The organism is Streptomyces sp. AC1-42W, from assembly GCF_003248355.1.
GTDB lineage: Bacteria > Actinomycetota > Actinomycetes > Streptomycetales > Streptomycetaceae > Streptomyces.
Genome location: NZ_QKWY01000001.1, coordinates 448,970 through 473,922 on the forward strand (window position 1 = coordinate 448,970; position 24,953 = coordinate 473,922).

Here is a 24,953-nt window from a genome sequence, read left to right on the forward strand (position 1 = left end):
GATGTGCTCCGAGATCGCCGTGAACCGCGGCGAAGGCGAGTGAGGGAGCGGTGGTGAGATGAGCGTGGCTGAATCCAGTGCCCGGGAGCGATTGACGGCCGTCGGCGCGCGACGGGGCGGACCACTGATCGTGACCGAGGACGTGGAGCTGCTCGACGATCTGTTGAGGCTGTGCGCAGCGGCCGGCACGGAACCGGAGGTGCATCACACCCTGCCCGACCGGCGAGGAGGCTGGGAGCAGGCCCCCATGGTCCTCGTCGGCGACGATGCGGCCGTGCGGTGCCGCGGCGCGGCGCGCCGGACCGGTGTCATGGTCGTCGGGCGGGACCGGGAGTCGCCCGAGGTCTGGCGCCGAGCTGTCGAAATCGGCGCCGAGTACGTGATCCGGCTGCCCGACTCGGAGGGCTGGCTCGTCGACCAGATCGCCAATGCGGCGGAAGGCATCGGTCGGCCCGCGCTCACGGTGGGGGTGGTCGGGGGAAGAGGAGGCGCGGGCGCGTCCACCCTGGCGTGCGCCCTCGCGGTGACGGCGGCCCGGGCAGGGCACCGAACCATGCTCATCGACGGGGACCCGCTGGGCGGTGGCATCGATGTGCTGCTCGGGGGCGAGCGGGCCGAGGGAATGCGCTGGCCTGATTTCGCCCACTCCGAGGGGCGGGTCGGCGGCGGAGCCCTGGAGGAATCGCTGCCCGCGATGCACGGGCTGAGGGTGCTCAGCTGGGGTCGCGACGACTGGGTGGTCATCCCCGCGCCCGCGATGCGGGCGGTGCTGGCCGCAGCGCGCAGACTCGGTGGAGTGGTGGTGGTCGACCTGCCGCGCCGGGTGGACGAGGCGGTGGCCGAAGCCCTGGCCCAGCTCGATCTCGGGCTCGTGGTCGTCCCCGGGGAGCTGCGCGCGGTCGCGGCGGCGAAGCGGGTGGCGTCCATGGCCGGTATGGTCCTCGACGATCTCCGTGTGGTGGCCTGCGGCCCCTATGCGTCCGGGCTCGACGAGGGATGGGTGGCCCGAGCCATGGGTCTGCCGCTGGTGGGCGAAGTGCCCCGGGAGCGAGGACTGTCGGCCGAACAGAATCTGGGCCAGCCTCCGGGAGGCAACGCGCGCGGCCCGCTCGCCCGGTTCTGCGCCGCCTTCTGGGAGCAGGTGCTCGTGGCGGAGGGCGCCCACAGCCCGGTTGCCGGAGGCGTCTCATGAGCGAGGCGCTGCTCGATGCCGTCAGGCAACGGCTCGCGCACAGCGGCACGGCGCCGACACCGGCCGGAGTCGCCGCCGCGCTACGGGCGCAGGGCCGGTTGCTCGGCACGGCGGAAGTGCTGGGCCGGGCGGACGAGCTGCGGGGTGAGCTGATCGGAACCGGGGTGCTGGAACCGCTCCTGACCGATCCCGGTGTCACGGACGTCCTGGTGTCCGCACCCGATCGCGTCTGGGTGGACCGGGGCGGCGGGCTCGAACTCACCGAGGTGACCTTCGCGGACGCGGCTGCCGTCCGCAGACTGGCCCAGCGGCTCGCGGCCGTGGCGGGGCGCCGGCTCGACGACGCCAGGCCCTGGGTGGACGCCAGACTGCCGGACGGCACCCGGATGCATGCCGTGCTCCCACCGGTGTCGGTCGGCTCGACGTGCCTGTCGCTGCGAGTGGTCAGGCCTCGCGCCTTCTCGCTGGCGGAGCTGGTCGGGGCCGGAACCGTGCCTCCGGGAGGCGACCGGGTGCTGCGGGCCCTGGTGGAGGCACGGGTGTCGTATCTGATCAGCGGCGGCACGGGGGCGGGCAAGACCACCCTGCTGTCGAGCCTGCTGGGCGCGGTGGGGCCGCATGAGCGCATCGTGCTCGCCGAGGACTCCTCCGAGCTGCGACCGGACCACCCGCATGTCGTACGTCTGGAATCGCGCCCCGCGAACCAGGAAGGGGCCGGACAGGTCACCCTTCGCGACCTGGTGCGCCAGGCACTGCGCATGCGGCCCGACCGGCTGGTGGTCGGTGAGGTGCGCGGCCACGAGGTCACCGAGCTCCTGGCCGCTCTCAACACAGGACATGAGGGGGGCTCAGGCACGGTTCACGCCAACGCCGCCGGGCATGTACCGGCGAGGCTGGAGGCGCTCGGAACCGCTGCGGGGCTGGATCGGGTGGCACTGCACAGCCAGTTGGCGGCGGCTCTGTCCGTAGTGGTCCACCTGGCGAGGGATCGCGCGGGGCGCCGGCGGATCGCCGACATCCATGTGCTGGAGCGGGACGGTGCCGGGCTGGTGCGGACGGTTCCGGCGCTGCGCTGGGGCGTCGACGGCTGGCAGCGGGAGCGCGGCTGGGGCCGGCTACACGCACTGATCGAGGACGCGCTGTGACGGCCTCCGCCGAAGCCCCGGCGATGGTGCACGCGGCGGTGCTGTGCGCGGTGATGGCGGTCTGGCTGGTGGTGCGGGCGCAGGGTCGTTCCCTGCGGAGAGCGCGGACGCTGTTCTTCGGCGCAAGCGAGCAGCCACCGCTCCAGGAATGGCGGTGGAAGGCTCGCGCCCTGGTCGAGAAGCGGCTGAGGGGGCGGTGGGAGTGGCTGTGTCTCCCGGTGGCCTGCGCAGTGGCGCTGCTCGGTCGATCCGTACTGCCGTTGATCGCGGGGCTCGTCGCGGTTCCCCTGGCACGACGGTGGTTGGAGAAGAGACGGGCGCGCGGCGAAGAGGACGCGAAGGGCGCAGGGGTGGTGGACCTCTGCGGTGCGCTGGTGGGTGAGCTGAGGGCAGGACATGAGCCGGGGCAGGCGCTGCTTGTCGCGGTGCGCGACACGGATGTGCTGGGCGAGGCCGGGGCACGGCTGTCGGCGGCGGCGCGGTTCGGTGGCGATGTACCCAGGGCGCTGGTCCAGGCGGCGGGCGAGCCGGGGCTGGATGGGCTGGCAGGAGTGGCCGCCTGCTGGCGGGTGGCGGTGGGCAGTGGGGCGGGCCTCGCGGCGGGCCTGGCCCGGCTGGAAAGCGCGCTGAGAGCGGACCGCCGCCGGCGCGAGGAGCTGCGGGCGCAACTGTCGGGAGCGTGGTCGACGGTGGTCCTGCTCGCCGTGCTCCCCGTACTCGGCATGGGGCTCGGGGCCGCCCTCGGAGCGCGGCCGCTGGAAGTGCTGCTCCACAGCACCGCCGGGCTGGTCTGCCTGGTGACGGGCGGGCTGCTGGAGGTGTGCGGTCTGCTCTGGGCCGCCCGCATCGTCCGGGCGGGGGAAGCGGGATGAACGCCCCGAGCGGTGAAGGCGTCCGGGTGGCGCAGACCCTGGGGCTGGCGGTGGTGCTCTACGCCCGCGTGGTTCTGCCGCTGGCCCGGCGGCAGACCGGCAGACGGACACGGCGCCGGGGTGAACGGCTTCTGACGGTGCCCCCGACGGAACGTGCCGCGAGTTCGTCCCGGTGGCCCGGCTTTCGGGCGGGCAGGTCGGAAAGGTCGGGCCGGGCCGTTCCGGTCGGCGCGGTCGGACAGTGGGCGGCGTTGGCGGCGATCGTGCCGGCCGGGTGGTTCCTCGTGGGCGGCCCGGTGGGATGGGCAGCCGGCCTGGCCGCGGCCTACGGCGCACGGTGGTGGTGGCGCAAGCGGCTCGGGAGCGCCTCCGCATCCGCAGAGGCGAAGGAGCGATCGGCGGAGGCCGCACGGCAGCTGCCCATGGCGGCGGACCTCCTGGCGGCCTGCAGCTCCGCAGGCGCCGGTCCGGTGGAAGCCGCCGAGGCCGTGGGGGAGTCGCTGGGCGGTCCGGTGGGTGAACGGCTCGCCCGTACGGCGGCGGAGATCCGGCTCGGGGAAGACGCCGCTGTCGCCTGGGGGCGGTTCGGCGAGCTGCCGGGGGCCGCGGGCCTGGCTCGCTGTCTGGACCGGGCTGCTTCGACCGGTGCGCCGGCGGCGGAGCCGGTGGCCCGGACGGCCGAGGCGTTGCGGGCCGACCGGGCGAGAGCGGCCGTGACACGGGCTCAGAAGGCGGCCGTGATGGTCACCGCGCCCGTGGGGCTCTGCTTCCTTCCCGCCTTCCTGGCGGTGGGGGTCGCGCCGGTGGTGATCGGGCTGGCCGGGGGCTTGCTGCGGCCCGCGTGAAGCGAGGCGTGCACACGTAAAAGATTTTTCGGGTGTTTCTGTACACAACTGACCTGTTGGGGGTTCGAAGGCATGCGCAAGATCAAGAACTGGATGCGGTCCGTGGCTCGCGTTGTCCGCTCGCGGGGGGACGGCGGTATGACGACGAGCGAGTACGCGGTCGGCACGATCGCGGCGTGCGCCTTTGCCGCGGTCCTCTACAAGGTGGTCACCAGCGCGGCGGTCATGTCCCAGTTGCAGTCGCTGCTGAAGGGCGCCCTCGATGCGAAGTTCTGAGGCCGCCGGCCGGGTGAACGGGCACGGGGCCGGGCGGGGCGGGCCTGTGGGGGGTGGCGGGCCGTCGGGGGACAGGGGAGCGGTTACGGCCGAGGCCGCCATGGTGATTCCGGTGCTGGTCGCCTTCGCGCTGGCGTTGCTCTGGGCGCTCATGGCCGCGTCGGCGCAGATCCGCTGTGTGGACGCCGCCCGCGTCGGTGCCCGTGCGGCGGCCCGCTCGGAACCGGCGCCGCAGGTTCGGGAGGCCGCGCTCGCCGCCGCGCCCGACGGGGCTTCGGTCGAGGTGGAGCGGACCGGAGGACTGTGGCGGGTGAGGATCGCCGCCCCGACGCCCGGACCTGGGCGCCTCGCCGTGACTCTGCGTGCGGAGGCGGCGGCGGCCGCGGAGGATGCGCCGGTACGGGCCGCCGACCCGGCGGACGCGGGGGCGGGCCCGGCCGTGGGGTCGGCGGGGAGAGGAGGCGAGCGGTGAGGTGGTGCGGTGGTGGGCTGGTCCGGAGCCCGGCGCGGGGCGTGGGGCGCGTGGACCGGCGGTCGGTCCCTCGACCGGCTCCGCCCCCGCCCCTGGGGCCCGGTCTGCGAGTCCTCCGGCGATTCGGCGGTAGGCAGGAGCCGAGGGGTGATCAGGGGCTGGCGACCGTGTGGGCGGTGGTGACCGCGGCGACGTTGTGCGCCGTGTTCGCGGTGGTCCTGGCGTTGGGGCAGGCGGTGGCCGCCCGGCACCGTGCCGGGGGCGCGGCCGACCTGGCGGCGCTGGCGGCGGCCGACCGGGCCCTGGAGGGCGAGGCGGCGGCCTGTGCGTCGGCGGATGAGGTGGCCGAGGCGCAAGGGGCGGAGGTGGTGCGGTGCGCGATGGTGGGGGAGGTCGCCGATGTGACGGCCAGAGCGCGGTTCGGGCCGTACGCGCCGGAGGTCAGGTCTCGGGCGGGCCCTGCGTCGGAGGCTCCTCCGCCGACGCCGGACGGGAAGGGCCTCGCCGGTCCGGCGACCCCGGTGCCGGCGTTGACCCGGGCCCGGGCGGCCCAGGCTCCGGTGCTGTCTCTGGCGCTGGCTCCGGGCCCGCCTCACCTGTTCCCGAACCCGAACCCGAACCCGACCCCGACCCCGTCCCAGGCTCCGGTTCGCCCGGTGCGTGGCGGAGGAGTTCCGCGAGGAGGCGGACGGCGCCTCGTTTGTGCAGGGGGTCGTTGCCGTTGCCGCACTTGGGGGACTGGATGCAGGACGGGCAGCCCGCGTCGCACTCGCAGGAGGCGATGGCCTCCCGCGTGGCGGTGAGCCACTCGCGGGCGGTGTGGAACGCGCGCTCGGCGAACCCGGCGCCGCCCGGGTGCCCGTCGTACACGAAGACGGTCGGCAGCAGGGTGTCCGGGTGCAGCGGGACGGAGACCCCGCCGATGTCCCAGCGGTCGCAGGTGGCGAAGAGCGGCAGCATCCCGATCGACGCGTGCTCGGCGGCGTGGAGCGCGCCGCCGAGGATCTCCGGGTTGATCCGGGCGGCGTCGAGCTGGTCCTCGGTGACCGTCCACCACACGGCGCGGGTGCGCAGGGTCCGGGGTGGCAGGTCCAGCTTGCTCTCGCCGAGGACCTCGCCGGTGATCAGCTTGCGGCGGAGGAAGGAGACGACCTGGTTGGTGACCTCGACGGACCCGAAGCAGAGGCGCCCGTCCCCCCAGGGGATCGAGGTGTCGGTGTCCAGGACGGCGATGGAGGTGGTGTCGCGGGCGGTGGTCGAGTACGGCGGGTCGGCCTGCTCGACCAGGGCCACGGAGTCCGCCAGGTCCAGCTTCCGGACCAGGTAGGAGCGGCCCTGGTGAAGGTGGACGGCGCCTTCGTGGACGGCGCTGTGGGCGGCGGACTCGTCCACGGTGCCCAGGAGCGTCCCGGTGCCCTCCTCGACGATCTGGACGGGCCGGCCGCCCTCGCCCCGGATGTCGGTGAGGTCGGCGGCCCGCTCGCGTCGGGTCCAGTGCCACCCGGACGGCCGTTTGCGGAGCAGCCTGGCCGTCTCCAGCTGGGGGAGCAGACCGGCCGCGGCCGGTCCGAACAGCCGGAGGTCGTTCTCGGTGAGGGGCAGCTCGGCGGCGGCCGCACAGAGGTGGGGGGCGAGGACGTACGGGTTGTCCGGGTCCAGGACGGTCGACTCCACGGGCTGCCGGAACAGCGCCTCCGGGTGGTGGACCAGAAAGGTGTCCAGCGGATCGTCACGGGCGACCAGGACGGCCAGGGCGCCCTGGCCCGCCCGTCCGGCCCGGCCCGCCTGCTGCCACAGGGAGGCCCTGGTGCCCGGGTATCCGGATATGACGACGGCGTCCAGGCCGGACACGTCGATGCCGAGTTCCAGGGCGGTGGTGGCGGCGAGGCCCAGCAGTCGGCCGGAGTGGAGGGCGCGTTCCAGGGCGCGCCGTTCCTCGGGGAGGTACCCGCCCCGGTACGCGGCGATCCGGGGCGGCAGGGAGCGGTCGACCTCGGCGAGGCGCTCCTTGGCGATGACGGAGATCAGCTCGGCGCCGCGCCGGGAGCGCACGAAGGCGACCGACCGGACGCCCTGGAGGGTGAGGTCGGTGAGCAGGTCGGCGGTCTCGGCCGTGGCGGTACGGCGTACCGGGGCGCCCTTCTCGCCGTGCAGCTCGGTCAGCGGGGGCTCCCACAGGGCGAAGACCAGTTCGCCGCGCGGGGAGGCGTCGTCGGCCACCTCCGTGACGGGCAGGCCGGTGAGGCGGCCGGCCGCGAGGGCGGGCTCGGCGGAGGTCGCGGAGGCGAGGAGGAAGACGGGGTCGGAGCCGTAGCGGGCGCAGAGGCGGCGCAGCCGGCGCACCACCTGGGCGACGTGGGAGCCGAAGACGCCCCGGTAGGTGTGGCACTCGTCGATGACGACGTAGCGCAGGGAGCGCAGGAAGGAGGACCAGCGGGGGTGGGACGGGAGGATGCCGCGGTGCAGCATGTCGGGATTGGTGAGGACGTAGTTGGCGTACTGGCGCACCCACTCGCGTTCCTCGACGGGGGTGTCGCCGTCGAAGACGGCGGGCCGGATGCCGTTGCCCAGCGGAGCCGCGAGCGCCGCGACGGAACGGCGCTGGTCGGCTGCCAGGGCCTTCGTGGGCGCGAGATACAGCGCGGTGGCGCCGCGCCCGTTGGGGGCCTCGGAGCCGTCCAGGAGGGCGCTGAGGACCGGTGCGAGGTAGGCCAGCGACTTGCCGGAGGCCGTACCGGTGGCGATGACGACCGAGGTGCCGTCCAGGGCGTGCTCCGCGGCGGCCGCCTGATGGGCCCAGGGATGGTCGATGCCGGCCTTCTGGATGGCGGCGATCACTTCCGGACGGATGCGGTCGGGCCAGACGGCATGGGTTCCCTCGCGCGGGGGCAAGTGCTCCGTATGAGTGATGCGCGCGGAGCGGCCCGCCCCGGCGGCGAGCCGGTCGAGGACCATGTCCGGAGAGGGGCGGGAGCCCCCACTCTCCGGGGGTCGACTGGGGCAATGATTCTTGGCCATCGGCACCGAGTGTGTCACTGGCGGGGCGGACAATGGTCCCAAGGCGTCGTGCATGGCTGCCGGTAAGTGATTGAATGCCATCGCGGCTGGCGATCCGTCCCCCGGCTCCGTCGGGGAGACCGAGGGGCGACCGCTCGATAGCAAGGTGCTGGAGGATCCGTGGACCTGTCCTTGTCGACTCGCAATGTGTCCGGCCCTGGTGGCGACCGTACGGTCGTCGAGGTCGGTGGCGAGATTGATGTGTATACCGCGCCCAAGCTGCGCGAGCAGTTGGTCGAGTTGGTGAATGACGGCAGCTACCACCTGGTTGTCGACATGGAAGGCGTCGACTTCCTCGACTCCACCGGCCTCGGCGTGCTCGTGGGCGGCCTGAAGCGGGTGCGGGCCCACGAGGGCTCGCTGCGCCTGGTGTGCAACCAGGAGCGCATTCTCAAGATTTTCCGGATCACCGGTCTGACCAAGGTGTTCCCGATCCACACCACGGTCGACGAGGCCGTCGCGGCCACCGACTGACGTCCGGCTCGGCGCCGGCCCGGTCATGTGCCGGTCCGGCGCCGGTGTTCGCGGGCCCGCGGGGTCACCCGGTCGGTGGCCCGCGGCCGGTCTATTTGCCGGCTCTCCGCTTCGCCCGGCGGAGTCCGCCCGGCCGGAGAGAGCCGGGGGCTCGTCAGACAGAGCCAGGGGCCCCTGGGCCATGGGGCCCGGTCCTGGCATGCACATTCGTACGTTCGAGGGGGATCGCATGGCCACCGTTGAACTCCGCTTCAGCGCCCAGCCCGAACACGTCAGGACCGCCCGACTCGTGGCGGCGGCCGTGGCGCGCAGGGCCGGGGTGGACGAGGCCGTGCTCGACGAGGTCCGGCTCGCCGTGGGCGAGGCGTGCAGCCGCGCGGTCGGCCTGCACCGCAGCCATGGCATCACCGCCCCCGTCGCGGTCTTCCTGATCGAGGAGGAGAAGACCTTCGCCATCGAGGTCGGCGACGAGGTGCCGGGCCCCGGTGCGGACGGCTCGGTTCCGGGCGGTGTCTCCGGGCGGCGTGCCGCGCACGGCGGCGGGCTCGACGACCCCGAGCCGATGGCGGACGACGAGGACGAGATGGGCCTCGCGGTCATCAGCGGCCTTGTGGACGACGTGGAGGTCAGGTCCGGTGCGGACGGCGGCGTGATCCGCATGAGCTGGCCCAAGGCACCGGTCGCCGTTCTTCCCTGAGCGGTGCGCGTCTCCCCTGGCTGGAGCCCGCCGCGACACGCCCGGTGGTGAGGATGACTCAGATCCCTTGCGGGTGCGCGGGCTGACGCCGCGTGGGGTGTGCTTGTGCGGCAGCGGGCGCACGAACACGGAAACTCCTCGTACGAGTGAGAGGTCGTTCATACGTTCCCCTCGGTGAGGGCCGTCCGGGTGAGTTGCGTATGCCTCATTTCCCTTGGTGCAAATGGCTGCAAAAGCCCGTGCATCGGACGCCCGGCACCCGGATGGACGGTGCCCGACGTGTAAGTTCCGGGGCCGAGAGCCTTGGAAGGGACCAAACCGGTGAACAAGAAGCTTGCAGCCGCGCTGTCCGGCGGTGCGGTACTCGTACTGGCACTGTCGGGCTGCAGTGACGACAGCGGCGACAAGGTGAACGACTGGGCCAAGGAGGTCTGCGACCAGGTCCAGCCCCAGCTGCAGAAGATCGCGAACGCCAACGCGGCGATCCAGCAGCAGGCCTCCGACAACAGCAAGCCCGCCGAAGTCCAGGAGACCGACTCGGCCGCCTTCCAGCAGATCTCGCAGGCGTACAAGGCGCTGGGCGCGGCCGTGGAATCGGCGGGCCCGCCGCCGGTCGACGACGGCGAGACCACGCAGAAGGAAGCGGTGAAGGAGCTCAACGCCTCCTCCGCCGCCTACGCGAAGCTGCAGGAGAAGGTGGAGGCCCTGGAGACGAAGGACCAGGGCAAGTTCTCGGACGGCCTCAGAGGCATCGCGGACGAGCTGAACAAGATCGGCGCCAGCGGCGACCAGGCGCTGAAGAAGCTCCAGTCGGGCGAGGTCGGCGCCGCGATGGCCGAGCAGAAGGGCTGCCAGAAGCCGACCGCATCGGCCTCCCCCAAGGCCGGTTCCCCGGACGGCTCGCCGGACGACTCCGAGCCCTCCACCAAGTCCTCGACCGAACCGTCGAAGGAAGCATCGAAGGAAGCGTCCCCGGCCGCCGACAAGAAGGCGTGACCGGGCGGCCGGAGCCACGGCCTGCGGACATCGGGTGAGCGGCCCGGCCCCTCCCGGGATGCCCCCGGCGGGGCCGGGCCGCTGCCGTTGTCCGTGGCAGCCGTCACAATGGGGCATGTGAGTAAGACCAGCCTCTTCGCAGCAGACCTTCCCTCGGCGGACCACACGCCCCGGCTCCGCGAGGCCCTGCTCGCGGCCGCGTTCACGGCAGACGGGCTCCTCGACCTGCTCGGCGCGTCCGCGTACGCCGCGCTGGCGCGCAGTGAGACGGTGCCGGCGCTGCGCGCGACGCGGGGCGGGTCGCCGCTCGACACACTGGTGCGCCTGTTCCTGCTCCAGCGGTCCGTGCCGGCCGCGCGGGCGGCGGCCGTGCTCCCGCTGGCGGAGTGCGTGGCGGACGGCTGGCTGACCGAGACGGACGGTCAGCTGCGCGCGACCGTCGATGTGCGCCCCTACGGCGGCCCGGACGGCGAGGACTGGTTCATCGTCTCCGATCTGGGCTGCGCGGTGGGCGGTGCGGGCGGTATCGGCTCGCGCGAGAAGGGTGTCGTCCTCGGCATCGGCGGAGCCTCCACCACCCTCGCCGGGATCACCGTCCGCAAGCCCGTGGGCTCCGCGCTCGACGTCGGTACGGGCTCCGGCATCCAGGCGCTGCACGCCGCGCAGCACGCCACCAGGGTCACCGCCACCGACCTCAACCCGCGTGCCCTGGCCTTCACCCGGCTCACCCTCGCGCTGTCCGGCGCCGCCCCCGCCGACCTGCGGGAGGGCTCGCTGTACGAGCCGGTCGGCGCCGAGACCTTCGACCTCATCGTCTCCAACCCGCCGTTCGTCATCTCGCCCGGTGCCCGGCTCACCTACCGCGACGGCGGCATGGCCGGGGACGACCTGTGCCGGACCCTGGTTCAGCAGACCGGCGAGCGGCTCAACGACGGCGGCTTCGCGCACTTCCTGGCCAACTGGGAGCACGCCCGGGACGAGGAGTGGCAGGACCGGGTGCGCGCCTGGGTGCCGGAGGGCTGCGACGCCTGGATCGTGCAGCGCGAGGTGCAGGACGTCACGCAGTACGCCGAGTTGTGGCTGCGCGACAGCGGCGATCACCGTACGGACCCTGCGGAGTACGAGGCGCGCTACGACGCCTGGCTGGACGAGTTCGAGGCGCGGCGCACCAAGGGCGTCGGCTTCGGCTGGATCACGCTGCGGAAATCCGCCGCGGCCGCGGCCGGGAAGCCCTCGGTCGTGATCGAGGAGTGGCCGCACGCGGTCGAACAGCCGCTCGGCCCCGCGGTCGAGGCGCACTTCGTCCGGCAGGACTATCTGCGCGAGCAGGACGACGCGGCGCTGCTGTCGGCCCACTTCACCCTGGCCGCCGAAGTGGTGCAGGAGCAGGTCGGGCTCCCCGGGGCGGAGGACCCCGAGCATGTGGTGCTCCGTCAGAACCGCGGTATGCGCCGGGCCACGAAGGTGGACGCGGTCGGCGCCGGGTTCGCCGGAGTGTGCGACGGCTCGCTGCCGGCCGGCCGCATTCTCGACGCCATCGCGCAGCTGATGAACGAGGACCCGGTGCTGCTGCGGGACCGCACCCCGCAGGCCATCCGGCTGTTGGTGGAGGAGGGCTTCCTGGAGCCGCTGCCGCCGGGCGGCCGCCCGGTCGGCTGATCCGGATCGAGCCGGCTTCCCGCTTCACCTCCGGGGGAAACCCGTATGCCGCCCGGGCCCCTCGGGCGGATTCCGGTTTCGGCCCCGGCCGCTGCCGCTGAATCGTTTCTGCGGTGTGATGCGATGTGATGTGACTCGTCGCGGCCGGGCCCCTGCTCCTCCCGATATCCACAGCCTGTGTGTACGGGAGCGCGAGGGCCGCCCCCGGCACCCTGTCCGCCGCCCGCCTTCGACGCGGCCGGCGCATTCCGGTTGCGGTGCTTCGTGCGGCCGGCCGTGTTCGAACGGGGGGAGCCGACGGCGCGCGCCCGATGTGAGGGCCGGGCCCTGCTGTTCACCCCGTGTTGGCGTCCGCGACGTTCCGCGATGGGAGCCTCCCTGCGTTGTCCGAGGACGTGGCAGGGGAAAAGGGAGGCGTACGGAATGGAGAGCGGGCCCGCTGTCTTCGCCGGAACGACGTTCGCACTGTTCGGTGCGGCACTGCTGCTGTGGACGGGGGCGCGCGTGCTGCACCGCGCGCCGGTCGCGTACCGGGTGAGCCCCGCCGTCTCCACCGCACTCGCGACTGTGTTCGGCGTACTTTTCCTCGTCCTCGGGGTCTGGTGCCTCGGTCGCGTCTGAGTACGCCCGCGCACCACACGTACGAGTCCGGCCCGCAGCGGTTGGCCCGGCGCGGCGCCGGGAACACGCCCGGAGCGCCCGCCGCCCGCTCCCGCCCCCGGAGGGCGGTCGGAGCCCCGGCGAAACGCATGGGCGGGGAACGCCCCCCGGAGCGGACCGAGCGGGCCGGGCGGCAGGAATGACGGAAGTCGGGTTACCGTTCGAGTGGCCGTTGCGGGCTTTTGCCGTTTGACACGGGGGCGGGTTGTACCGTCACACTCCGCAGCGACAGCACTGTCGGCAGCGCCCTCGCGCTGCCCCGGATGCCCACCGAGCGTCGACCGGAGAGAAGAGCGAAGTTGTCCCCGACCAGCGAGACCGCACAGGGCGGCCGCCGACTCGTCATCGTCGAGTCGCCTGCCAAGGCGAAGACGATCAAGGGCTACCTGGGCCCCGGATACGTCGTCGAGGCGAGCGTCGGGCACATCCGCGACCTCCCGAACGGCGCCGCCGAGGTACCGGACGAGTACACCGGCGAGGTGCGCCGGCTCGGCGTGGACGTCGAGCATGACTTCCAGCCGATCTACGTCGTCAACGCCGACAAGAAGGCCCAGGTCAGGAAGCTGAAGCAGCTGCTGGCCGAGTCCGACGAACTCTTCCTCGCCACCGATGAGGACCGCGAGGGCGAAGCCATCGCGTGGCACCTGCAGGAAGTGCTCAGGCCCAAGGTCCCGGTCCACCGGATGGTCTTCCACGAGATCACCAAGGACGCGATCCGGGCCGCCGTCGCCAATCCGCGCGAGCTGAACCAGCGCATGGTCGACGCCCAGGAGACCCGGCGCATCCTCGACCGTCTGTACGGTTACGAGGTCTCGCCGGTCCTGTGGAAGAAGGTCATGCCGAAGCTCTCGGCGGGCCGCGTCCAGTCCGTGGCCACCCGGCTCGTCGTCGAACGGGAGCGCGAGCGCATCGCCTTCCGCTCCGCCGAGTACTGGGACCTGACCGGTACCTTCGCCACCGGGCGCGGCGGCGACTCCTCCGACCCGTCCACGTTCACGGCCCGGCTCAGCGCCGTCGACGGGCGCCGCATCGCCCAGGGTCGCGACTTCGGTCCGGACGGCCGGCTCAAGTCCGCCTCCGGCCAGACGCTGCACCTGGACGAGGCGAACGCCCGCGCCCTGGCCGCCGCGCTCGCCGACACCGCGTTCGCCGTACGGTCCGTCGAGTCGAAGCCGTACCGGCGCTCCCCGTACGCGCCCTTCCGGACGACGACCCTCCAGCAGGAGGCGAGCCGGAAGCTGGGCCTGGGCGCCAAGGCCACCATGCAGGTCGCGCAGAAGCTGTACGAGAACGGCTTCATCACCTACATGCGTACGGACTCCACGACCCTCTCGGACACCGCGGTCGCCGCGGCCCGCTCGCAGGTCACGCAGCTGTACGGGGCCGACTATCTGCCCGAGAAGCCGCGCACGTACGCCGGCAAGGTCAAGAACGCGCAGGAGGCGCACGAGGCGATCCGCCCCTCCGGCGACCGCTTCCGCACCCCGGCCGAGACGGGTCTCACCGGCGACCAGTTCCGGCTCTACGAGCTGATCTGGAAGCGGACCGTCGCCTCCCAGATGAAGGACGCGACCGGCAACTCCGTCACCGTCAAGATCGGCGGCCGGGCGAGCGACGGCCGGGACGCCGAGTTCTCCGCGTCCGGCAAGACGATCACCTTCCACGGCTTCATGAAGGCGTACGTCGAGGGCGCCGACGACCCGAACGCCGAGCTGGACGACCGCGAGCGGCGGCTGCCGCGGGTCACCGAGGGCGACGCGCTGTCCGCCGACGAGATCACGGCGGACGGGCACGCGACGAAGCCGCCGGCCCGCTACACCGAGGCGTCGCTGGTCAAGGAGCTGGAAGAGCGCGAGATCGGCCGCCCGTCGACGTACGCCTCGATCATCGGGACGATTCTCGACCGCGGCTATGTGTTCAAGAAGGGCACGGCCCTTGTGCCGTCGTTCCTGTCGTTCGCCGTGGTCAACCTGCTGGAGAAGCACTTCGGCCGGCTCGTCGACTACGACTTCACGGCCCGCATGGAGGACGACCTCGACCGCATCGCACGCGGTGAGGCCCAGTCCGTGCCGTGGCTGAAGCGGTTCTACTTCGGTACGCAGGAGGGCGACGCGACCGGCGCGGGCGCGGCCTCCGACGCGGGTAACGGCGACGGCGACCACCTCGGCGGGCTCAAGGAGCTCGTCACCGACCTCGGTGCGATCGACGCACGGGAGATCTCGTCGTTCCCCGTCGGCAACGACATCAAACTGCGCGTCGGCAAGTACGGGCCGTACATCGAGCGGGGCGAGAAGGACGCCGAGGGGTACCAGAAGGGGGACATCCCCGACGATCTGGCGCCCGACGAGCTGACCGTCGAGTACGCGGAGGAGCTGCTGGCCAAGCCGAGCGGCGACTTCGAACTCGGTGCGGACCCGGAGAGCGGGAACCAGATCGTCGCCAAGAACGGGCGGTACGGGCCGTACGTCACCGAGGTGCTGCCCGAGGGCACGCCGAAGACCGGCAAGAACGCGGTGAAGCCGCGGACGGCCTCGCTGTTCAAGTCGATGTCCCTCGACACGGTGACGCTGGCCGACGCGCTCAAGCTGATGTCGCTGCCGCGCGTGGTCGGCCAGGACGCCGAAGGCGTCGAGATCACCGCGCAGAACGGCCGCTACGGGCCGTATCTGAAGAAGGGCACCGACTCGCGGTCGCTCACCTCCGAGGACCAGATCTTCGACATCACGCTCGAAGAGGCGCTGGCGATCTACGCCCAGCCGAAGCAGCGCGGGCGCGCGGCCGCCAAGCCGCCGCTGAAGGAGCTGGGCACGGACCCGGTGAGCGGCGCGCCGGTCGTCGTGAAGGACGGCCGCTTCGGCCCGTACGTCACGGACGGCGAGACGAACGCGACCCTGCGTACGGGCGACAGCGTCGAGGAGATCACGCCGGAGCGGGGCTACGAGCTGCTCGCCGAGAAGCGGGCGAAGGGGCCGGCGAAGAAGAAGACGGCGAAGAAGGCCGCCGCCAAGAAGGCGCCCGCCAAGAAGACGGCGGCGAAGAAGACCGCCGCGAAGAAGACGACGGCCAAGAAGGCTCCGGCGAAGAAGACCGCGGCCGCTTCGGCCGCCGCGAAGAAGGCCGCCGCTTCGGGCGCGGAGGACTGAGCCGTTCGGGGGAGGGGCGGGCCGCCGACCGCGGCGAGCCCCTTCCCCTCCCGCCCCTTCCGAAACAGGCGTTCCGCCCCGGGCCCCGCGCCTCGCACACCGGCGAGGCCGAAAGGGGCCCGGCCGCTGTTTGACGGGTGGGGACACGGGGGAACGCGGCGTCCCGTTAGGCTGGGCGGATGACGCGAGCCGAGCAGCCAACGGTCGTGAGCCCCACCTCCGACACACTTGCCGCAGACTCACGCGAGCGCGCCGTACGAGCCCTGCTGCGCATCCCTCCGCTCAAGCGGTTGTGGAGCGCCCAGCTCATCGGCAGTACCGGCGATGCACTCGCCCTTCTCGTGCTGGTGTTGCTGTCGCTGCAAGCAGCGGTCCTGGAGGGCTCATTCGGGACCGGATACCGGGGGGCGGCCTTCGCCGTCGCCGCCGTGTTCGGGGCCCGGATCATCTCCACCCTGCTCTTCGGAGCCGTACTCCTGGGGCCGCTGACCGCCCTCACCGCACCGGGCGGGCCGGTCGACCGGCGGTGGCTGATGATCGGGACGGACGGGCTGCGGCTCGCGCTGCTGGTCGTCGCGCCCCTGTGGATCGACTGGACGCCGGCGAACGCGCTCACGATGCTCCTGGTCACCGTCTTCGTGGCCGGGGCGGCCGAACGGCTGTGGACGATCGCCAAGGAGAGCGCGGCCCCCGCGCTGCTGCCCCCGCCGCCGATCGAGGGCGCCGCCGTGCGCCCGCTGCCGGACCACCTCGACCCGCTGCGCCGGCTCTCCCTGCGTACGGACTTCGCGGCCATTCCGCTGGCCGCCGCCGCCCTGCTGGCCGCCACGATCGTCGGCAGGCTGCTGGGCTCGGGCCTCGACTGGTTCTCCTTCCACCAGGCGGCCCTCGGTTCGTACGTCGCGGCCGGGCTGTTCTCCGCCTCCATCTCGACCCTGTACTTCCTGACGCTGCCCGCCACCCAGACGCCCCGGCCGCGCTCGCCGCTGGAAGGGTTGCGTCGGCCGTCCCGCGGGAACGGGCCCGACAAGGGCCGCACCGGCGCCATCCCGCTGGTCGTCGCCACCTGCGCGGCGATCGCCGGAGCCATCGCCACCGCGGCCGCCGTCGCCGTGCTGCACGGCAGCGACCTGGCCGGCGGACCCGTCACCCTCGCCCTGCTGATCCTGGCGCTCACCGGCGGTACGGGTGTGGGCATCCGTACGGCGGGGAAGGTGCTGCCCACGCTGTCGCGCCGCCGGATGCTGTCCCTCGCCACTGCCGTCACCGGCCTCGCCCTGCTGGCCATGGGCCTCGTGCCGGACACCGCGACCGTCGTCCTGCTCGCCGTACTCGCCGGGTACGCGGCCGGGGTCGCCGCCAACACCGGTCATGTCCTCATCGACCAGGAGACCGAGGAATCCCGCCGGACCAGGACGGCCGAGCACCTCCAGGCCGTCGTCCGGGTGTTCATCGCGCTCGGCGCGGTCGGCGGCCCCCTGGTCGCCGCCGCCATCGGCACCCACCGGCTGACCATCGGCGACTCCGTCTTCGCCCACGGCGGCGCCGCGTTCACCCTGATGCTGGTCGGCGCGCTGCTGCTGCCGGTCGCGGTCATCGTGCTCGCGAAGACGGACGACCGCTCCGGCGTACCGCTGCGGCGCGATCTGCGCGAGGCGCTGCGCGGCGGCGACCCGGCGGTCGCACCCGCCGCGACCGGCTTCTTCATCGCGCTGGAGGGCGGCGACGGAGCGGGCAAGTCCACCCAGGTCGACGCGCTCGCCTCGTGGATTCGGGCCAAGGGACACGAGGTCGTCGTCACCCGTGAGCCGGGGGCGACCCCGATCGGCAAGCGGCTGCGGTCGATCCTGCTCGACGTGTCGTCGGCCGGGCTCTCCAACCGGGCCGAGGCCCTGCTGTACGCCGCCGACCGCGCCGAGCACGTCGACTCCGTGGTCCGCCCGGCGCTGGAGCGCGGCGCGGTCGTCATCTCCGACCGCTACATCGACTCGTCGGTCGCCTACCAGGGCGCGGGCCGCGATCTGGCCCCCACCGAGATCGCCCGCATCTCGCGCTGGGCGACGAGCGGGCTCGTACCGCACCTGACCGTGCTGCTGGACGTCGCCCCGGAGACCGCGAGGGAACGGTTCACCGAGGCGCCCGACCGGCTGGAGTCCGAGCCGCCCGAGTTCCACGCCCGCGTGCGCGCCGGCTTCCTGACGCTGGCCGCCGCCGACCCGACGCGCTACCTCGTGGTGGATGCCGGACAGGAACCGGAGGCCGTCACCACCGTCGTACGCCACCGCCTCGACCAGGTCCTGCCCCTCTCCGAGGCCGAGATCAAGGCCCTGGAGGAGGCCCGCAAGGCCGCCGAGGAGGAGGCCAGGCGCCGCGCCGAGGAAGAGGCCGCCCGAAAGGCGGAGGAGGAGCGCCTGGAGCGCGAGCGCCAGGAACAGCTCGCCAAGCTCCGTGCCGAGGAGGAGGAGCGCAAGCGCCGCGAGGAGGAGGAAGCGCGCCGCCGCGAGGCCGAGCGCCAGGCCGAGGAGGCCAGGCAGCGCGCCGAGGAAGAAGCCCGCAAGCGTGCGGAGGAGGAACGCAAGCGCGCGGAGGAGGAGCGGCAGCGTGCCGAGGAGGCCCGCCGCGTCGCCGAGGCCGAGCGAGCCCGCCGCGAGGCCGAGGAAGCCGCCTACGAGGCGGAACAGGCCCGGCTCCGCCGGCAGGCGGAGGAAGAGGCCCGGCTGCGCAAGGAGGCCGAGGCCCAGCGGCTGGAGAAGCAGCGCAAGGCCGAGGAGGCCCTGCTGAGGGCCGAGGCCGCCCGCCGCAAGGCGGAAGCGGAGGCTCAGGCGCAGGCCGAGGCGGAGGCTCGGGCGCGGGCCGCGCGCGAGGAGGAGGCGGCCCGTGCGAGGGCCGCGCGTGAGGAAGAAGCACGTGCGCGTGCCGCGCGGCAGGAGGAGAGCGGGCTGCGGCAGGAGGGCGATGACCGCCGGGGCGGGTCGTCCTCGGCGGGGGCTGCTGGGGCTGCTGGATCTGCTGGTGCGTCCGGGGCTCGGGCCTCGGGGGCGTCCGGTGCGGCCGGTGCTGCCGGCGGTGCTTCCGGGAGCGGTAGCGGGGGGTCCTCTTCCGGTTCCTCCCGTGCCTCCGGCTCTTCCGGTGCCACTGGTTCCTCCCGCTCGTCCAAGCCGTCCTCGCCCTCCTGGGCGCGTGACGAGCCCACCGGGCCCGACAACGAGCTGACGGTGCCCACCCCGATCGTCGACCCGAACGAGATCACCCAGCCGGTTCCCGCGCCCGTGGACCCGGAGGGCTCCGGCCGGCGGGGCGGACCGTCGTCGCGGTGGCCGTCCGACGACGACGAGACGACGGTGATCCCGAAGATCTCGGACGCGCCCGAGCCCCCCGGCGCGGCGGACGAGACGACGGTGCTGCCCGCGGTGCGTGACACCGGGCGCGACGCCGTACGGGAGTCCGACCCGGCGGACCGGGTACCGCGCGGCATCTTCCGGGACGAGCGGCCGGCGGACAGCGACAACGAGCGGACCCGCGAGCTGCCGCAGGTCACCGACCCGCACGCGGACCCGCGGCAGGCCGAGGAGCAGCGCTCCCGGCGCCCCCGGTCCGACTGGGCGGAGGAGACCCCGCTGGACGACCTGCCCAGCCTGGCTGACGAGCTGCTGGGCGGTTACGACGACGAGGGCCCGGAGTCCTCGGGCGGCCGGGGGCGCAGGCCGCGCCGCTGACCGGGTCGACCCCTTACGGGAGAACCACGAGACAATGCCCGATGGCCCCGCACCTTTCCCTGGTACGGGGCCATCGGCGTCCGTGTTGTCGTAGGCGTCCCCCACAATGGGAGACCGGAGCGACGAGAGCCACGCGTCGTGCGAGGGGAAAGGCGGTGACCCATGTCCGTATGGGACGACCTGGTCGGCCAGGACCGGGTGCAGGAGCAGCTGAGCGCCGCCGCTCGGGACGCCGACGCGCTGGTCACGGCGGGTGCGGCGGGAGAGTCGGTGCCCCCCGGCTCGAAGATGACGCACGCCTGGCTGTTCACCGGCCCGCCCGGCTCGGGCCGCTCCACCGCCGCCCGCGCCTTCGCCGCCGCGTTGCAGTGCACCAGCCCGGACCGCGCGCTGGGCGGGGCGCCCGGCTGCGGCTTCTGCGACGGCTGCCACACCAGCCTCATCGGTACGCACGCCGACGTCGACGTGATCCGCACCGACCTGCTCTCCATCGGTGTGAAGGAGACCCGTGAGCTGGTGCGCCGCGCCCAGCTCTCGCCGGCGGTCGGCCGCTGGCAGGTCATCGTCATGGAGGACGCCGACCGCCTCACCGAGGGCGCGGGCAACGTCCTGCTGAAGGCGGTCGAGGAGCCCGCTCCGCGCACGGTGTGGCTGCTCTGCGCGCCCTCGCTGGAGGACGTGCTGCCGACGATCCGGTCGCGCTGCCGCCACCTCACGCTGCGTACGCCGCCGGTGGACGCGGTCGCCGACGTCCTGGTCCGCAGGGACGGCATCGACCCGGAGCGGGCCGCGTCCGCCGCCCGCGCCACCCAGGGGCACATAGGCCGCGCGCGGCGCCTCGCCACGGACGAGCGGGCCAGGGCGCGCAGGGCCGCCGTGCTGAAACTGCCGCTGCGCGTCGAGGACATCGGGGGGTGCCTCAAGGCCGCGCAGGAGCTGATCGACACGGCGACGGAGGACGCCAAGCAGGCGTCCGAGGAGATCGACGCCAAGGAGACGGAGGACATGAAGGCGGCGCTCGGGGCCGCCGCCGGGGGCCGCATGCCGCGCGGGACGGCCGGGGTGATGAAGGAGCTGGAGGACAAGCAGAAGCGCCGCAAGACCCGTACCCAGCGCGACAGCCTCGACCTCGCGCTCACCGAACTGACCGGCTTCTACCGCGATGTGCTCGCCTTGCAGTTCGGCTCGCGGATCGCGATAGCCAACGCCGACGCGCAGGACGCCCTGGACCGTGTCGCCCGCGCCTCCACCCCGGAGCGCACGCTGCGCCGGATCGAGGCGGTGTCGGCCTGCCGCCGCGCGCTGGACCGCAATGTGGCGCCGCTGCTGGCGGTGGAGGCGATGACGATGGCGCTGCGCGCGGGCTGAGCCGGCCGCGGGTGAAGGCCGTACGACCGACATGGCGCCGAATCACCCGAAAGAGCCGGGAATCGGATGGACGGTGTGGGTGCGGTTACGCTCCGGGCATGGACACCAGGCGCCCGTTCCGCACTCTCGCCCTCGCGCTCGGCACTGCCGGCCTGCTCGTCTCCGGGTGCAGCGGCGGAGACGCGTCGTCGGGTGCCGCGTCCTCCGCCGAGGCGGCTTCCGCCTCGCCCTCTCCCGTACCGGCGGCCCTCAAACGCTTCTACTCCCAGAACCTTCGCTGGCGGGACTGCGGGGTCAGCGGCTTCCAGTGCACGACCATGAAGGCGCCGCTCGACTACGCGAAACCGGACGGCGACGAGATCAAGTTGGCCGTGTCCCGGAAGAAGGCGACCGGCCCCGGCAAACGGATCGGCTCCCTCCTGGTGAATCCGGGCGGCCCCGGCGGCTCGGCCATCGGCTACCTCCAGGCCTACGCCGGGATCGGCTACCCCGCCCAGGTGCGCGCCCGCTACGACATGGTGGCGATCGACCCGCGCGGGGTGGCGCGCAGCGAGCCCGTCGAGTGCCTGACCGGGGCGCAGATGGACGCGTACACGCAGGTCGACCAGACCCCGGACGACGCGGCCGAGGTGACGGAGCTGAGCGCGGCCTTCGAGAAGTTCGCGGCCGGCTGCGAGAAGCGCTCCGGCGAGATCCTGCCGCACGTCTCGACGGTGGAGACGGCACGCGACATGGACATGCTGCGCGCCCTGCTCGGGGACGAGCGCCTGAACTATGTGGGGGCGTCGTACGGGACGTTCCTCGGGGCGACGTACGCGGAGCTGTTCCCCGGTCGCACCGGCCGCCTGGTCCTGGACGGGGCGATGGACCCGTCGCTCCCGTCCGTGGAGGCGAACCGGGACCAGACGGCGGGGTTCGAGACGGCGTTCCAGTCCTTCGCGGAGGATTGCGTGAAGCAGGCGGACTGCCCGCTCGGCACCACGTCCGCCTCCGACGCGGCGGACCGCCTCAAGCAGCTGTTCGCGCGGCTGGACGCGAAGCCGATCCCCACGGGCGAGTCCCGCGAACTCGGGGAGTCGCTCGCCACGACGGGGGTGATCGCCGCCATGTACGACGAGTCGGCCTGGCCCCAGCTGCGGGACGCGCTGTCCGCCGCCGATTCCGGCGACGGCGCCGGCCTGCTCGCCCTGGCCGACAGCTACTACGAGCGCGAGCCGGACGGGAAGTACGCCAATCTGATGTTCGCCAACGCCGCGGTGAACTGCGTCGACCTCCCGCCCGCCTTCGCCGACCCGGAGGCCGTCGACAAGGCCCTGCCCTCCTTCGAGAAGGCGTCCCCGGTCTTCGGCAGGGGCTTCGCCTGGGCGGCCCTGAACTGCGCCTACTGGCCCGTCCACCCCACGGGCACCGCCCACCGCATCGAGGCCGAGGGCGCCGCCCCCATCGTCGTGGTCGGCACCACGCGTGACCCGGCCACCCCGTACGCCTGGGCCCAGTCCCTGGCCGACCAGCTCTCCTCGGGCACCCTCCTCACCTACGAGGGTGACGGCCACACCGCGTACGGCCGCGGCAGCGACTGCGTCGACACGGCGATCAACACGTACCTCCTGGAGGGCACCCCGCCCCCCGCCGACAAGAAGTGCACCTGATCCCACCCACCACCCCACCCCGCTGACCTGCGGATACGCCGCCGCCGCGGGGTGGTTCGGAGCACCCCCGGAAACTGTGTAGACTTGGCGTCGCCGCTGATCGCATCATGGTGCGAACAGGGCGACGCCGCCTTAGCTCAGATGGCCAGAGCAACGCACTCGTAATGCGTAGGTCTCGGGTTCGAATCCCGAAGGCGGCTCAGAGAAAGGCCAGGTCAGATACCAGCTGACCTGGCCTTTTCTGTTGCTCGGGGCATGACGAGCCACACGATCGGAGTGCCGTGACTTTGCTTGCGTGAGCGATGCGTGAGCGGAGCGGCCGTCAGCCCTTCTTCGCGGCCTTCTTGGCCTTGGCCTTCTTCTTCCGCTTGGCCTTCGCCTTGGCGGCCTTCTTCGCTTCCTCCGCGGCCTGTCGGACCTGCGCTTCTTGCTCGGCCTTGCGCTGGAGGGGGACGAGTTTCGCGGTGGCCTCGGCGGCGCTCTTGCCGACGTGGGGGAGCACGCTCTGGTAGATGTCGCGCGTGATCCGGGTGTCGCTGTGCCCGAGCGTGTCCGACACGATCTTGATGTCGATATCGGCCGCCAGCATCAGCGTAGCGGCGCCGTGCCGGAGATCGTGCAGCCGGATTGGCGGAAGGCCGGAGGCGGCGACGAGGCGCTCGAAGAGGTCGGTGACCTTGCCCGGGTGGAGCCAGGAGCCGTCCTCCTGGGTGAAGACGAGCCCCGTGTTCACCCAGGCCGACCCCCACTCCGTACGGTCTGCCTCCTGCTGCTCGCGGTGCCGCTTCAGGACGTGGACGGTGTCGTCGTCCAGAGCCACGACGCGGAAGCCGCTGTCCGTCTTCGGCTCGGACGCCTCGACCTCCCAGCCGTCCTGCACGAGCTGGCCGGTGACCGTGAGGGAGTGCCGGTCGAGGTTGGTCTCCGACCACGGCTGTCCGCACGCTTCGCCACGACGCAGGCCGCGGAAGGCGATCAGGTGCCACATCGAGTACAGCCGGTCCTCGGCGACGAAGTCGAGGAAGGCGCCGGTCTGTTCCGGCGTCCAGACCATCACGGGGGACGGCTTCTCGCCGGTCTGCTCCCACTTGGCGACCCGTTCGTCCGTCCATACGAGCGCCTTCGGCTTGCGCACCGGGTCGATCTCGACGTGGGCCGCCGGGTTGAACGTGATGATCTGCTGCCCGATCGCGTCGTTGAGGGACGCGCGGAGCGTGGCCTTGATGTGCTGGCGCGTGGCAGGGCCGGTGACGCGGCGGAAGGCCGGCATCGCGTCGATCGCCGCCTTCATCGTCTTGCGGCGGGCGCGGTTCGCCACACCCTTCCACGGGACGGTCGCCAACTCCTCGACCGCCGCACGCCGCTGGGCGTTCTGCTCCAGGATCTCGGCGTTGGCGTCGGTGATCGCGGTGAACATGTCGCTCAGGTGGCTGACACGCAGCCGGTCGAGACGCCGGTGGCCGATGTGCGGCTTGAGGTGCACGCGGACATCGGTCTCGTACCGGTTGATGCCCGACTTCCGGATGCGCTTGCCGGCGAGCCACCGGTCCAGCCACTCGGCCACGGTCAGGCTGCCGATGAGATCCTGGCCGGCCCTGAGCCGGCGCCGGGTCTCCTCCACGTCCGGCAGGGGCAGCTTCTCGCCGCTGACCTCGGCCAGCATCGCGGCGACCAGTTGGATGCCCTCGGGGTCGTCGGCTTCGGCGAGTCCCAGGAGAGCTCGTACGTGGTCGAGATCGGCCTGGGCGGCCTTGAGGTTGCCGTACCCGCCACGGGCGAAGGAACGTCGGCTGCCGTCCTCGCGGGGAGGCAACTCCTGGCGTATGGAGTACGTGCAGTGATTCCTGCTGTTGCGCTTCGGGCAGGCAGAGCCGAGTTCCTTGCCGGTCTTCGGGTCACGGCAGGAGCAGCGGCGGTAGGTGGAACCCTTCAAAAGCCTTCCTCCAGGTGGTTGGTGTCGAATGGGCTGGCGAACTGGGATGGCCACATCAGTGGGGGCGTGCCGCCCTCCTCGCGGATGGTGGCCCGGAGGTCGCGCAGCCGCTCTTTGGCGAGCGCGGCCCTCTCGGCGTAGAAGGCTTGGGCACTGAGAGCCTCTTCGCGTTGAGCGGCGTCGCTGGCCGACTTGGCCTTCCAGGCTTCGTCCTGCTCGCTGGACTCGGCGGCGTGCAAGGCCCGCTGCTCGCTCTCGTGTTGGTGGAACAGGCGCAGCATGAGGTTCCGGGCAAATGGGTCACTGGGTTCGGCGCCGGTGAACCACCGCATGGCGCTCCAGGTCTGCTGGCTGTGCCGCAGGGGGAGCTTCTGGACCTCTTCGACGTAGCCGACGGGGTAGATCAGGCAGATCGGGTTCGTGTGGAGCGCCTCGGCCAGCACCATGACGTCGACCAGGGGGAGGCTGGCTCGGCGACCGGACTCCATGTTGGCGATCACGTTGCGTGGGATCGGATGGCCGATCTCCTCGCAGGCGTCGGCCAGGCTCTGTGCGCTCATCCCCAATGCCTTCCTGCGTCGTCTCACCTCCTTGGCCACGGTCGCCATGACCTGGTCCACCCACTCGGGGACGTCGTCCTCGTCTTCATCATCGAATCCGTGTTGTGTCATGACGACACAGTAGCTCGGTCAGACTTGTTTCTCGTAGCCCGGAGCCGGACGTGACGACCACGTTCGCCGACGGCTGTACGAGAGGAGCGCTGCGTGCGCGACAACGCGACGGGAACCAGGCTGACGGG

18 protein-coding genes, 1 tRNA gene and 1 pseudogene are annotated in these 24,953 nt (G+C 72.6%); 17 read left to right on the plus strand and 3 right to left on the minus strand.

The genetic code is table 11. From position 1 onward, the window contains the following. Nucleotides 1-130 precede the first annotated feature (130 nt). The 7 genes and pseudogenes from ssd to DNK56_RS36540 all read left to right on the plus strand — a co-directional run. A complete protein-coding gene (gene ssd / locus DNK56_RS02070; protein WP_241989932.1) occupies nt 131-1,192 on the plus strand; it encodes a septum site-determining protein Ssd in 1,062 nt (353 codons plus the stop codon). After that, entirely contained in the window at nt 1,189-2,337 is a 1,149-nt protein-coding gene (locus DNK56_RS02075) for a TadA family conjugal transfer-associated ATPase (RefSeq protein WP_111330001.1), read from the plus strand. Before ssd ends, DNK56_RS02075 begins: the two co-directional genes overlap by 4 nt. Next, nucleotides 2,334-3,209, plus strand: coding sequence for a type II secretion system F family protein (locus DNK56_RS02080; RefSeq protein ID WP_446750449.1), 876 nt, complete (start codon nt 2,334-2,336; stop codon nt 3,207-3,209). Before DNK56_RS02075 ends, DNK56_RS02080 begins: the two co-directional genes overlap by 4 nt. After that, the gene (locus DNK56_RS02085) at nt 3,206-4,054 is read left to right on the plus strand and encodes a type II secretion system F family protein (RefSeq protein WP_241989722.1); all 849 of its coding nucleotides are present in this window, start codon (nt 3,206-3,208) and stop codon (nt 4,052-4,054) included. The genes DNK56_RS02080 and DNK56_RS02085 overlap by 4 nt, the downstream gene beginning before the upstream one ends. A gap of 72 nt (nt 4,055-4,126) precedes the next feature. After that, the gene (locus DNK56_RS02090; RefSeq protein ID WP_111330002.1) at nt 4,127-4,330 is read left to right on the plus strand and encodes a DUF4244 domain-containing protein; all 204 of its coding nucleotides are present in this window, start codon (nt 4,127-4,129) and stop codon (nt 4,328-4,330) included. After that, nucleotides 4,317-4,802, plus strand: a complete 486-nt coding sequence (locus tag DNK56_RS02095; RefSeq protein WP_111330003.1) for a TadE family type IV pilus minor pilin — start codon at nt 4,317-4,319, stop codon at nt 4,800-4,802. Before DNK56_RS02090 ends, DNK56_RS02095 begins: the two co-directional genes overlap by 14 nt. Nucleotides 4,803-5,005: 203 nt before the next feature. Next, nucleotides 5,006-5,203 (plus strand): annotated as a pseudogene (locus DNK56_RS36540) (Rv3654c family TadE-like protein); the annotation flags it as partial. Nucleotides 5,204-5,243: 40 nt separating this feature from the next. On the opposite strand, the gene DNK56_RS02105 reads toward DNK56_RS36540, so the two are convergent. Continuing rightward, a complete protein-coding gene (locus DNK56_RS02105) occupies nt 5,244-7,901 on the minus strand; it encodes a DEAD/DEAH box helicase (RefSeq protein WP_199563911.1) in 2,658 nt (885 codons plus the stop codon). 78 nt (nt 7,902-7,979) lie between these two features. Here DNK56_RS02105 and DNK56_RS02110 point away from each other — a divergent pair, with 78 nt between their 5' ends. The 10 genes from DNK56_RS02110 to DNK56_RS02155 all read left to right on the plus strand — a co-directional run bounded on the left by DNK56_RS02110 (nt 7,980) and on the right by DNK56_RS02155 (nt 22,421). After that, nucleotides 7,980-8,333 carry an STAS domain-containing protein gene (locus tag DNK56_RS02110; protein WP_003967428.1) on the plus strand — a complete coding sequence of 118 codons (354 nt, stop codon included), beginning with the start codon at nt 7,980-7,982 and terminating at the stop codon, nt 8,331-8,333. A 229-nt stretch (nt 8,334-8,562) separates the two neighbouring features. Then, nucleotides 8,563-9,030: an ATP-binding protein gene (locus DNK56_RS02115; RefSeq protein ID WP_111330005.1), complete on the plus strand. Its 468-nt coding sequence runs from the start codon at nt 8,563-8,565 to the stop codon at nt 9,028-9,030. 321 nt (nt 9,031-9,351) lie between these two features. After that, complete coding sequence (locus DNK56_RS02120; RefSeq protein ID WP_111330006.1) at nt 9,352-10,026, plus strand: small secreted protein; 675 nt, start codon at nt 9,352-9,354, stop codon at nt 10,024-10,026. A gap of 108 nt (nt 10,027-10,134) precedes the next feature. Continuing rightward, nucleotides 10,135-11,685: a DUF7059 domain-containing protein gene (locus DNK56_RS02125; protein WP_111330007.1), complete on the plus strand. Its 1,551-nt coding sequence runs from the start codon at nt 10,135-10,137 to the stop codon at nt 11,683-11,685. A gap of 423 nt (nt 11,686-12,108) precedes the next feature. Beyond that, nucleotides 12,109-12,306, plus strand: coding sequence for a hypothetical protein (locus DNK56_RS02130; protein ID WP_111330008.1), 198 nt, complete (start codon nt 12,109-12,111; stop codon nt 12,304-12,306). Nucleotides 12,307-12,644: 338 nt separating this feature from the next. Then, nucleotides 12,645-15,488 (plus strand): type I DNA topoisomerase, encoded by a 2,844-nt coding sequence (gene topA / locus DNK56_RS02135; RefSeq protein WP_111330009.1) that lies wholly within the window; start codon nt 12,645-12,647, stop codon nt 15,486-15,488. A 179-nt stretch (nt 15,489-15,667) separates the two neighbouring features. Further along, nucleotides 15,668-19,204, plus strand: a complete 3,537-nt coding sequence (tmk, locus tag DNK56_RS02140; protein ID WP_241989723.1) for a dTMP kinase — start codon at nt 15,668-15,670, stop codon at nt 19,202-19,204. A gap of 162 nt (nt 19,205-19,366) precedes the next feature. Continuing rightward, complete coding sequence (locus tag DNK56_RS02145; RefSeq protein WP_111330011.1) at nt 19,367-20,572, plus strand: DNA polymerase III subunit delta'; 1,206 nt, start codon at nt 19,367-19,369, stop codon at nt 20,570-20,572. 98 nt (nt 20,573-20,670) lie between these two features. Then, nucleotides 20,671-22,221: an alpha/beta hydrolase gene (locus tag DNK56_RS02150; RefSeq protein WP_111330012.1), complete on the plus strand. Its 1,551-nt coding sequence runs from the start codon at nt 20,671-20,673 to the stop codon at nt 22,219-22,221. Nucleotides 22,222-22,347: 126 nt separating this feature from the next. After that, a tRNA-Thr gene (locus tag DNK56_RS02155) sits at nt 22,348-22,421 on the plus strand. 122 nt (nt 22,422-22,543) lie between these two features. On the opposite strand, the gene DNK56_RS02160 is transcribed toward DNK56_RS02155, so the two are convergent. Both DNK56_RS02160 and DNK56_RS02165 read right to left on the minus strand, forming a co-directional pair. Beyond that, complete coding sequence (locus tag DNK56_RS02160; protein WP_111330013.1) at nt 22,544-24,154, minus strand: tyrosine-type recombinase/integrase; 1,611 nt, start codon at nt 24,152-24,154, stop codon at nt 22,544-22,546. Next, nucleotides 24,151-24,825: a helix-turn-helix domain-containing protein gene (locus DNK56_RS02165; RefSeq protein ID WP_111330014.1), complete on the minus strand. Its 675-nt coding sequence runs from the start codon at nt 24,823-24,825 to the stop codon at nt 24,151-24,153. Before DNK56_RS02165 ends, DNK56_RS02160 begins: the two co-directional genes overlap by 4 nt. Nucleotides 24,826-24,953: the final 128 nt, after the last annotated feature.